An 8,999-nucleotide genomic window follows, 5' to 3' on the forward strand; every position below is an offset into this window, starting at 1 on the left:
CGGCGCCGCCCAGCACCAGCATCTTGGCGCCCCGGGGCTTGTAGTGGATGCGCAGCGGCGGCAGGGGAGCGGGGAACAGCCCTCCCGCCAGCGACAGCATCCAGGCCATGATCTCTTTCTCATTGGGCTTCAGCTCGGCGATGAACTGGCCCAGCTTGCGGGAAACCGACTGGAAGTCGGCGGGGCGGACCACGACCGTCTCTGGCGATTCCATAGGGACCTCCTTGTGGGCTAGTGAGCCCGTCTGGCCCCGGACCATACCATCGCCGGCGGCATGTCAAGGGCAAAAGCGCATCCTGCTCCAGAAACGGAACACCAGGGCTGACCCGAATGCCGCCCTGCCGCCGCTGGCCGGCTGCACGAGGATTCAGTTGGCCAAGGTCCCCGTCGCCTCCATGCAGGCCGGCCTGCCTCCGGCCAAGGGCGCCCAGGATCTGCAGTCTCTATCCACCATCCACCAGCCACTATCCACTGCTTCTTGTCCTCCTGAGCCGCCAGGCGAAGGATCTGCAGTTCTGATCCCCGATCACCGGATCACCCGATTGCTTGGGCTCCTTCTTCCGGGGGACGGACTTTCCTCCCGCCCGGGGTTAGAGTGTTCGTTGGGGGTGTCTATGAAGAGAGTTCTTGGAGTGCTCCTCGCCCTGCTGGCCATGTCGCTGTTCACGCTGGCGCAGGAGCACCACGGCAGCACCGGGCAGACGGGCGACCAGCACGGCGACCAGCACCACGACGAGCACACCACCGGCCATCCCGAAGTCGGCGGCGGCCACATTCCCTCCCGCGGCCCGGTCGCCTCCAAGCAGGTGGCGCCCAAGGTCGACTATCACGGCGGGCCCAACACTCCCCCGCCTCCCGACACGCGCAAGTTCGTCGACCGCCCCGGCCACCCCAACGCTCCCCACGTCGACAACGACCATGACCGCTGGGTGGGCCAGGAGGGCCGCAACAATTTCCGCTACCGTCTCGACCATCCCTGGGAGCACGGCCACTTTCCCGGAGAGTACGGCGCCCATCACGTCTGGCGCATCGAGGGCGGCGGGCCCGCCCGCTTCTGGTTCGGGGGATTCTTCTTCAGCGTCGCCCCCGCCGACGTGGTCTATTGCAACGGCTGGCTCTGGGACCGCGACGACATCGTCCTCTACGACGACCCCGACGATCCCGGCTGGTACCTGGCCTACAACGTCCGCCTGGGCATCTACGTGCACATCCTGTATCTCGGCACCTAGCCCGTCCTGCGCCCGGACGCTTCCCACCCGCCCCAGCTCCGCGCCTCGCGCGCCGGGCTGGGGCCTCGCTACTTTCGCTTGACCCCGATGGCCATCACCTGGAAGCGCGCTCCGAACAGCAGCTTGCCCGAGCCCACGAAGGCGCGCGCCGGGTAATTGCCGCCGTGGAAGTAGGTGCGGTAGACCCCGTTGAAGGCGTTGAAGTAGCTCACGTCCGAACAGAACACGGTGACCTGCACCAGGTCGTCCATGCTGAGCCCGGCGGCCTCCACCGCGCGCCGGACGCTGTCCATCACCAGCCGCGCCTCCTGCTCGGGCGCGGCCGGAACCTTGCCCGTGGCCGGGTCCACCCCGATGTGCCCGGTGACGTAGAGGGTGTCGCCCGCCAGCACCGCTTCGCTGAAGGGCGCCTCCGCCACCTCCGCCGCCGGCCGCTTCAGCACGATGTACTTGCGCTCTTTCTGCGCCACGCAGGTCACGCCGGCCGCCAGCAGGAACAGCAGCAGAACCGTCGCCGATCGTTTCATGGTTGTTCTCCGAAGAAGGGATTCACTCGGCCCGGCATTGTACTTGCCCTCCCGGCCCCCAGGCGAGGGATCTGCAGTCTCTATCCACTATCCACTATCGACTGGTTTTTGTCCTCCCGAGCCGCAGGCGAGGGATCTGCAGTTGCTCTCACTGACCACTGACCACTGCACTTATCTAGCTTCTCAACATCAGCCGGCACAGGCGCACGATGGCCTCGGCGTCCCGCGGCATCATGCGATGTCCCACCATGCGCCCCAAGGTGTGCGCCAGGATCTCGTGGATGGCTTCGTGGTCCTCGGGGAAGGGAAGGCGCAGCCCCGCCTCGCGCATCATCGTGTTCCACCCCCGCCTCTGCGCCCGGCGGTGCGCCCGCTGGCGCGCCAACTGCTTGGGGTCCGCCTCCCGCACCTCGATGATGCGCGCCCCGCGCGCCTCGCTACCCGGTGTCCGTGACTCGCTGCTGGCGGCCCTGTCATCCCGATCCCGCCTGGGCGGGAGAGGGATCTGCAGTTTCCGCCCGTCCTGTTTTCCGAAGTCTTTCAGCAGTTCTTCGATCTCTCGCCTGACTTGCTGTGTCACCGCGTCCTCCAACTATATCTGAAAGGCAATCTATCAATGACTATGATAGCACACTAGCAACCTCGCGGGCAAACCAATGCTATCCACTATCCACTCGCCACTATCCACTGGTTTTTGTCCTCCCGAGCCGCCAGGCGAGGGATCTGCAGTCTCTGTCCACTATCCACTAATCACTATCCACTGCTTCTGTCATCCTGAGCGAGCCGCGACCGTCCGCGAGCCCGCGTTGCGGGGGAGCGGGGAAGAGAGCGGCGAGTCGAAGGACCTTGGGGTTGCGCGCAAAGAATCATTCTCTCCACCCCGGAACTGGCCTACAATCGGGTTCCACATTCGGGACAGTCATCGAATGGAGGCAGTGCCGATGAGCCGCCCACTTCGTATCCTGGTTCTCCTGGGCCTACTAGCCTGCGTCGTGCCGCTCTTCGCGCAGGACGCAAAGCTGACCCTGCTGGCCGCCGCGCAACAGGAGGCGGCTCAACCTCCGCCGCCACAGCCCAGCCCGCAGTCGTCGACACAGTCGCCCCCTTCCCAGGGACCGCAGCAGTCGCAGACGCAGTCAAAGCCGCCGAGCGGCAATAACCAAGTTCCGCCTGCCACTGGCCCGCCAGAGATACAACCACAGCCCCAGCAGCCAGCCAGCCCCATGCCTGGCGGCGCCAACGCTTTCTTCCTGGACGACGGTACCCCGGTCAAGCTCCGCATTGGGCGCACGGTTTCGTCTGCCGACGCACAGGTAGGCGAGACGGTCGATTTTGAGGTCCTGGAGGAAGTGAGGGTGGGCGACCTGGTCGTTGTTCCAAAGGGCGGACTAGCTTGGGCCACGGTGACTGAGGCTCAGCCCAAGCGCCGCCTTGGGCGGGCGGGCAAGCTTGGCCTGAACATCGACTCTGTGAAGCTCGTCGACGGCGAGAAAGCCGCACTCCGCGCCGTGAAAGATGTGAAGGGCGCCGGCCACGGCGGGGCTGTGACCGGGGCCGTGGTCGCGACTGCCATCGTTTTTTGGCCCGCCGCACCGCTCTTCCTGCTCATCCATGGGAAGGACATCACCATCCCCAAGGGAACCGAGATCACGGCCTACATCAACGGAGCTATGCCGCTCGACCATTCTAAGTTCGACCCAGTCGCAAAGAGCCCTGCGACAGTAGCGACCGCTGCTCCAGTTGCAGCTGCTCAACTCCAAATCACGTCCGACCCCGACGCTGCCGACATCCAGGTCGATGGCGCCTTCGTGGGGAACACGCCCTCCACGGTCTCTGTCCCTGCCGGTGAGCACGACCTGGAGATATCCAAGACCGGGTACCTCTCCTGGAAGCGTCACCTTCGTGCCTTGGGTGGCGATGTCCACATCAACGCTAAGCTTGAGGCCGAGCCACAGAGCCAGCCCAAGTGACCGGTTGCATGGGCCACCCCCCGCATCCCACCCTTTGCCAAAGCTCAAAGGGTGGGGCACCCTCGAGATTTGGGTTGGGTCAAGGGTGGGCCACCCGCCTGTTCTGAATCTACAACATGGAGTAGACTTATGCCTTTGACAAACCCCATGCGATCGGATTAGGTTCCGATGCTGCACGGAAGAACCCCGGGTTGTGGAGAATCGAATGGCTACTCCGAAGCTCAGTCCTCAGCAGATCCTTGAGGTATCTGGGCGGGTTGCGGGATATATTGCGGCTCAGCGCGAAGGTTATCTCCCTGAGTCGCAGCCTTTGACCCGTGCACAGAGCGTACCGATGAATGGCTTCTTCTTGCCGGAAGTCCTGGCTGCGGCAAGGGTGGTTGTCCTTAACGGTGCCCGGGTTCAGAACCCAGATTTCTATCCCATGCTGATCCATATGGGGTTCACGAACCTTCCTGATTTCAGTTCGATGGCTGCAATCACTTTCTCTGACGTTGTTGTCTCCCACGGAGTACTGGAGGACAGGACGTTATTCCATGAGCTGGTACACGTTGAGCAATACCGCCAACTGGGTATCCAGCGTTTTGCGGAATTGTATGTCCGCGGCTTTCTGGACGGAGGCAGTTACGCAGCGATCCCGCTTGAGGTCAACGCGTACGGCCTACAGGGGCGCTTCGAACAGCAGCCACATCGGCGCTACTCCGTAGCTGATGAGGTAGCGGCGGGGATCAGAGAAGGCAGATTCTAGACCGTGCATTTGAGTAGCAAGGGTGGGCCACCCGCCCTGGAGAGTTCAGAAGTGAGGCAGATTGTCCAGCTACTCTCGCGGAAGTATCGGCTCACCGACCTCGGCTCCAAGTACGTCCGGGAGAAACTCGCCGACAAACTCCTTATCGAATGACCACGGGCGGTTCCGTGGCGGGCCCCGCCATCATACCGGGAGGTGAGACGGACGGCCAGCGAGCAGCGTCCGGGCGCTGCTCAGCTCGCACGTTCGGGAATTGATGCCACGCCCTCCCCTCTCGCTAAACGGAGGTTTCAGGACTAGCACATAAGCCGGGGGCGCGTGTCGCACCTGGTTTCCCAGTGGGGCTTCCGGTTTTTGTTCCCCTCAGATCGTCAGAAATCACGACCCGGACCGTTACGATTTCCAGCGATCTGACAGCGATCCTTGGCCCTAATGGCTGTTGCTAATAGCTACTCAGACTTCTGCTCCCCGAAGGCAACTGCTCCGAGAGCCTCATGGCATCGCAGGAGGAGCAGAATTGCTTTCAATTCTCATCACCTCCTACTTGCCAAAATGATAGTACAAAACCCACTCTCCCGTCGCCGGGTCCCTCCGCATGCTCCGGTAGAGCTCAGGTTTGGTCCCGTTGCCAGCGTCCATGTACAGTCCAGTGGCTTCCTCAATGTGCTTACGGTCTACGCTAGCGCGGAATTTCTTATAGACCTCGATCTTGGTCTTACCGCGTACTTCTCCGCCCATTCCGCCCATCTGCTGTCCTTTGCGCCTTAATCTGGCACGCCTCGGCGGTTGATTTCGTGGAAAAGAAAAGCCCCACGTTGCCGCGGGGCTTTTCCGTCTTGCCTGATTGCTGGCCGCTGACGGCTGAGTGCCGTACTAAACGGCTCCGCCGTCTAGTACATGTCCCCCATCCCGCCGTGCCCGCCGGGCATCGCCGGAGCTTCCTTCTTCTCCGGGATCTCGGAGACCAGGGCTTCGGTGGTCACCATCAGGGCCGCGATGCTGCCGGCGTTCTGCAGCGCCGTCCGCGTGACCTTGGTGGGGTCGATCACCCCGGCCTTCACCAGGTCCTCGAACTCGTTCGACTGGGCGTTGTAGCCGAAGTTGGGGTTCTTGTCCTCGCGCACTTTCCCGAGGACCACCGCCCCTTCCTCGCCGGCGTTCTCGACGATGCGGCGCAGGGGCTCCTCCAAAGACCGCTTCACGATCTCCGCGCCCACGCGCTCATCCCCTTCCAGCTTCTTGGCCAGCTCCTCCACCGCGGGGATGCAGCGCACCAGGGCCACGCCGCCCCCCGGCACGATGCCTTCCTCGACCGCGGCGCGGGTGGCGTGCATGGCGTCCTCGACCCGGGCCTTCTTCTCCTTCATCTCGGTCTCGGTCGCCGCTCCCACCTTGATCACGGCCACGCCGCCCACCAGCTTGGCCAACCGCTCCTGCAGCTTCTCGCGGTCGTAGTCCGAGGTGGTCTTCTCGATCTGGGTGCGGATCTCCTTCACCCGTCCCTCGATCTCGCCGGACTTGCCCTTGCCCTCCACGATGGTGGTGTTGTCCTTGTCCACCGTGATCTTCTTGGCGCGGCCCAGGTCGGCGATCTGCACGTTCTCGAGCTTCAGTCCCAGGTCCTCGGTGATGGCCTTGCCGCCGGTCAGGATGGCGATGTCCTGCAGCATGGCCTTGCGGCGGTCGCCGAAGCCGGGCGCCTTGACGGCGATGGCCTGCAGCGTGCCGCGCAGTTTGTTGACCACCAGGGTGGCCAGGGCCTCGCCCTCCACGTCCTCGGCCACGATGAGCAGCGGCTTGTGGGCGTTGGCGATCTGCTCCAGCAGCGGCAGCAGGTCCTTCATGGAGGAGATCTTCTTCTCGTAGATCAGGATGTAGCAGTCCTCGAGCGCGGCTTCCATGCGCTCAGGGTCGGTGACGAAGTAGGGGGAAAGGTAGCCGCGGTCGAACTGCATGCCCTCGACCACTTCCAGCTGGGTCTCCATGGTCTTGGACTCTTCCACGGTGATGACGCCGTCCTTGCCGACTTTCTTCATGGCCTCGGCGATGATCTTGCCGATGGTCTCGTCGTTGTTGGCGGAGATGGTGCCCACCTCGGCGATCTTCTTCATGTCGCCGGCCACGTCGACGGAGTACTTGTCGAGCGCGCCCTTGATGCGCTCGCCGTCCTTGTCGAGCGAGCCGCAGACGGTGGTGACCGCCTTCTCGATGCCGCGCTTCAGGGCCATGGGATTGACGCCGGCGGCCACCAGCTTCGCGCCTTCGCGGAAGATGGCCTGCGCCAGCACGGTGGCGGTGGTGGTGCCGTCGCCGGCCACGTCCGAGGTCTTGCTGGCGACTTCGCGCACCATCTGCGCGCCCATGTTCTCGATGGGTTCTTTCAGCTCGATCTCCTTGGCCACGGTGACGCCGTCCTTGGTGATGGAGGGCGAGCCGAACTTCTTCTCGATGACCACGTTGCGGCCCTTGGGACCCAGGGTGACGGCGACCGCGTCCGCCAGGACGTTGACGCCGCGCAGGATCGCTTGCCGCGATTGCTCCCCGTGTACGATTTGCTTTGCCATGTCACTCTCTCCTTAGTCGAAACTTGTTTTCTCAGGTGTCATCCTGAGCGACCCGCGCCGGACTTCCTCTTTTGGCGCGGGAGCGAAGGACCTCGACGCGGCCGCAGGCCGCATCCTTATTTGCGCGCTCCGGCGTGCTCCTTGGACTTGGCGGCGCCGTGCAGGATGCCCAGCACCTCTTCCTCGCGCATGATGATGTACTCTTCGCCGTCGATCTTGATCTCGGCGCCGGAGTACTTGCCGAAGAGGATGCGGTCGCCCTCTTTCACGTCCAGGGGCCGGACCTTGCCTTCCTCGCTGATCTTGCCCTTGCCCACGGCGATGACCTCGCCCTCCTGCGGCTTCTCTTTGGCCGAGTCGGGGATGATGATGCCGCCGCGGACCGTCTCTTGCTCCTCCACCCGCCGGATCAGGATGCGGTCGTGCAGGGGAGTCAGTTTCGTAGCCATGCTGGTGCTCCTTTCTGTCCTTTATAAGATATTGCCCTACAGATACTTACGGCCTTAGCACTCTCACCTTGAGAGTGCCAGTCTAGAGCCCCGCCTCCCCCTTTGTCAACCCCGCCTGAGCGGAACCGGCCCGGATAAGGGCGGGGGCGTGGAGGAGGGCGGGCTGGCGGAAGCTGGTCATCCTCTTTTCACAGAATCCACAGCCGCAGCGGGATTAGAATAACGGCGTCGGCAGCCGGCCAGGTTGGGCAGGCCTGCCGCGGCAGGATGGGGCCAGCGAACGGTCGGGCGAGCCTGGGTCGAGCCAGACAGGCGAACGGTGAGCCAAGTGGGTCTACCGAAAGCCGAAGCGGAGAGAAACACCGGCCTTCTGCGGTGGCTTGCGGGGGCGAGCCTGCTGATCCTGCTGCTGAGCTGCTTCCCGCTGTGGGCGCAGGCCGGGCCGGTGAGCGCGGCCGTCCCCGATACCGCCAGCGTCAACCACTCCGTACCCCTGCCGCAAGCGCCCTCGCCGCTGGCGCCCAGCTTCTCTCCCAACAACCTGCCGCAAGTCCCGGAGGAGATGGTCAGCCTGGAGGTGATCCCGCCGGCGCCGGAGGCGGTGCCGGCCACCGCCGTTCCCAACGTGGGCGCCAACCTGAGCAAGGTGCCGGAGAAGTATGACGTCTCCCACATCGGCGACCGCGGCATCGGCAAGGGGGTGAACTTCTACTCGCTGGACCGGGAGATTGCCATGGGCCGCGACCTCTCCCACGAGGTGGAGGCGGCCTCGGTGCTGGTGACCGACCCGGTGGTGACCGAGTACATCAACCGCATCGGGCAGAACCTGGTGCGCAACTCCGACGCCAAGGTCCCTTTCACCATCAAGGTGATCGACAACGACGAGATCAACGCTTTCGCCCTGCCGGGCGGCTTCTTCTACGTGAACTCGGGATTGATCCTGGCCGCCGACAACGAGGCCGAACTGGCGGGGGTGATGTCGCACGAGATCGCGCACGTGGCCGCCCGCCATGCCACGAAGACCGCCACCAAGGTGGAGATCTGGAACCTGGTCTCCATCCCGCTGATCTTCCTGGGCGGGCCGGCGGGCTTCGCGGTGCGCCAGGCGGCGGCCATCCTGGTGCCCATGAGCTTCCTCAAGTTCAGCCGCGACATGGAGCGCGAGGCCGACCTGCTGGGCATCGAGTACGACTACGCGGCCGGCTACGATCCCTCGGCGCTGGTGGACTTCTTCGAGAAGCTGGACGCGGAAAAAAAGCAGAAGCACTCGTTGTTGGCCAAGGCCTTCAGCACCCATCCCATGAACGAGGACCGCATCCAGCGCGCGGAGAAGGAGATCCTCACCATGCTGCCGGCGCGCGACCAGTACCTGGTGGACACCAGCGAGTTCCAGGAGGTCAAGGCGCGGCTGGCGGCGCTCAGCGCCCGCCGCCACCTGCAAGTGGGCAAGCCTGGCCCCACCTTGATGAAGCGCGGCAAGAACGAGGGCTCCTCCGGCTCCGACCAGCCCGC

General features: G+C 64.1%; 9 protein-coding genes. 4 read left to right on the forward strand and 5 right to left on the reverse strand.

Going from position 1 to position 8,999, the window contains the following annotated elements:
• Positions 1–214, reverse strand: a 214-nt coding sequence (locus tag VEG08_02435) for a hypothetical protein (GenBank protein ID HXZ26836.1), incomplete at its 3' end; no start/stop codon positions are given.
• A gap of 400 nt (positions 215–614) precedes the next feature.
• Here VEG08_02435 and VEG08_02440 point away from each other — a divergent pair.
• Entirely contained in the window at positions 615–1,229 is a 615-nt protein-coding gene (locus VEG08_02440) for a hypothetical protein (GenBank protein HXZ26837.1), read from the forward strand.
• A gap of 68 nt (positions 1,230–1,297) precedes the next feature.
• Here the strand turns inward: VEG08_02440 and VEG08_02445 are convergent, their stop codons facing one another.
• Complete coding sequence (locus VEG08_02445) at positions 1,298–1,756, reverse strand: RidA family protein (GenBank protein HXZ26838.1); 459 nt, start codon at positions 1,754–1,756, stop codon at positions 1,298–1,300.
• 175 nt (positions 1,757–1,931) lie between these two features.
• On the reverse strand, positions 1,932–2,165 hold the full coding sequence (locus tag VEG08_02450; protein ID HXZ26839.1) for a hypothetical protein: 234 nt from the start codon (positions 2,163–2,165) through the stop codon (positions 1,932–1,934).
• Between the two features lie 814 nt (positions 2,166–2,979).
• On the opposite strand from VEG08_02450, the gene VEG08_02455 reads away from it, so the two are divergent.
• Positions 2,980–3,726 carry a PEGA domain-containing protein gene (locus VEG08_02455; GenBank protein HXZ26840.1) on the forward strand — a complete coding sequence of 249 codons (747 nt, stop codon included), beginning with the start codon at positions 2,980–2,982 and terminating at the stop codon, positions 3,724–3,726.
• Between the two features lie 205 nt (positions 3,727–3,931).
• A complete protein-coding gene (locus tag VEG08_02460) occupies positions 3,932–4,474 on the forward strand; it encodes a hypothetical protein (GenBank protein HXZ26841.1) in 543 nt (180 codons plus the stop codon).
• 890 nt (positions 4,475–5,364) lie between these two features.
• On the opposite strand, the gene groL is transcribed toward VEG08_02460, so the two are convergent.
• A complete protein-coding gene (gene groL, locus VEG08_02465; protein ID HXZ26842.1) occupies positions 5,365–7,038 on the reverse strand; it encodes a chaperonin GroEL in 1,674 nt (557 codons plus the stop codon).
• A gap of 116 nt (positions 7,039–7,154) precedes the next feature.
• Positions 7,155–7,487 (reverse strand): co-chaperone GroES, encoded by a 333-nt coding sequence (gene groES, locus VEG08_02470; protein ID HXZ26843.1) that lies wholly within the window; start codon positions 7,485–7,487, stop codon positions 7,155–7,157.
• A 328-nt stretch (positions 7,488–7,815) separates the two neighbouring features.
• On the opposite strand from groES, the gene VEG08_02475 reads away from it, so the two are divergent.
• A partial coding sequence (locus tag VEG08_02475) for a M48 family metallopeptidase (protein HXZ26844.1) occupies positions 7,816–8,999 on the forward strand: 1,184 nt, incomplete at its 3' end.

This window comes from Terriglobales bacterium, from assembly GCA_035624475.1.
Lineage (GTDB): Bacteria > Acidobacteriota > Terriglobia > Terriglobales > Acidobacteriaceae > DASPRL01.

What these genes read in the sequence shown, in the direction of transcription:
- VEG08_02455 (HXZ26840.1), top strand. Translation starts at nt 2,980, where the DNA reads ATGCCTGGCGGCGCCAACGCTTTCTTCCTGGACGACGGTACCCCGGTC.
- VEG08_02445 (HXZ26838.1), bottom strand. Translation starts at nt 1,756, where the DNA reads ATGAAACGATCGGCGACGGTTCTGCTGCTGTTCCTGCTGGCGGCCGGC.
- VEG08_02460 (HXZ26841.1), top strand. Translation starts at nt 3,932, where the DNA reads ATGGCTACTCCGAAGCTCAGTCCTCAGCAGATCCTTGAGGTATCTGGG.
- groES (HXZ26843.1), bottom strand. Translation starts at nt 7,487, where the DNA reads ATGGCTACGAAACTGACTCCCCTGCACGACCGCATCCTGATCCGGCGG.
- VEG08_02440 (HXZ26837.1), top strand. Translation starts at nt 615, where the DNA reads ATGAAGAGAGTTCTTGGAGTGCTCCTCGCCCTGCTGGCCATGTCGCTG.
- groL (HXZ26842.1), bottom strand. Translation starts at nt 7,038, where the DNA reads ATGGCAAAGCAAATCGTACACGGGGAGCAATCGCGGCAAGCGATCCTG.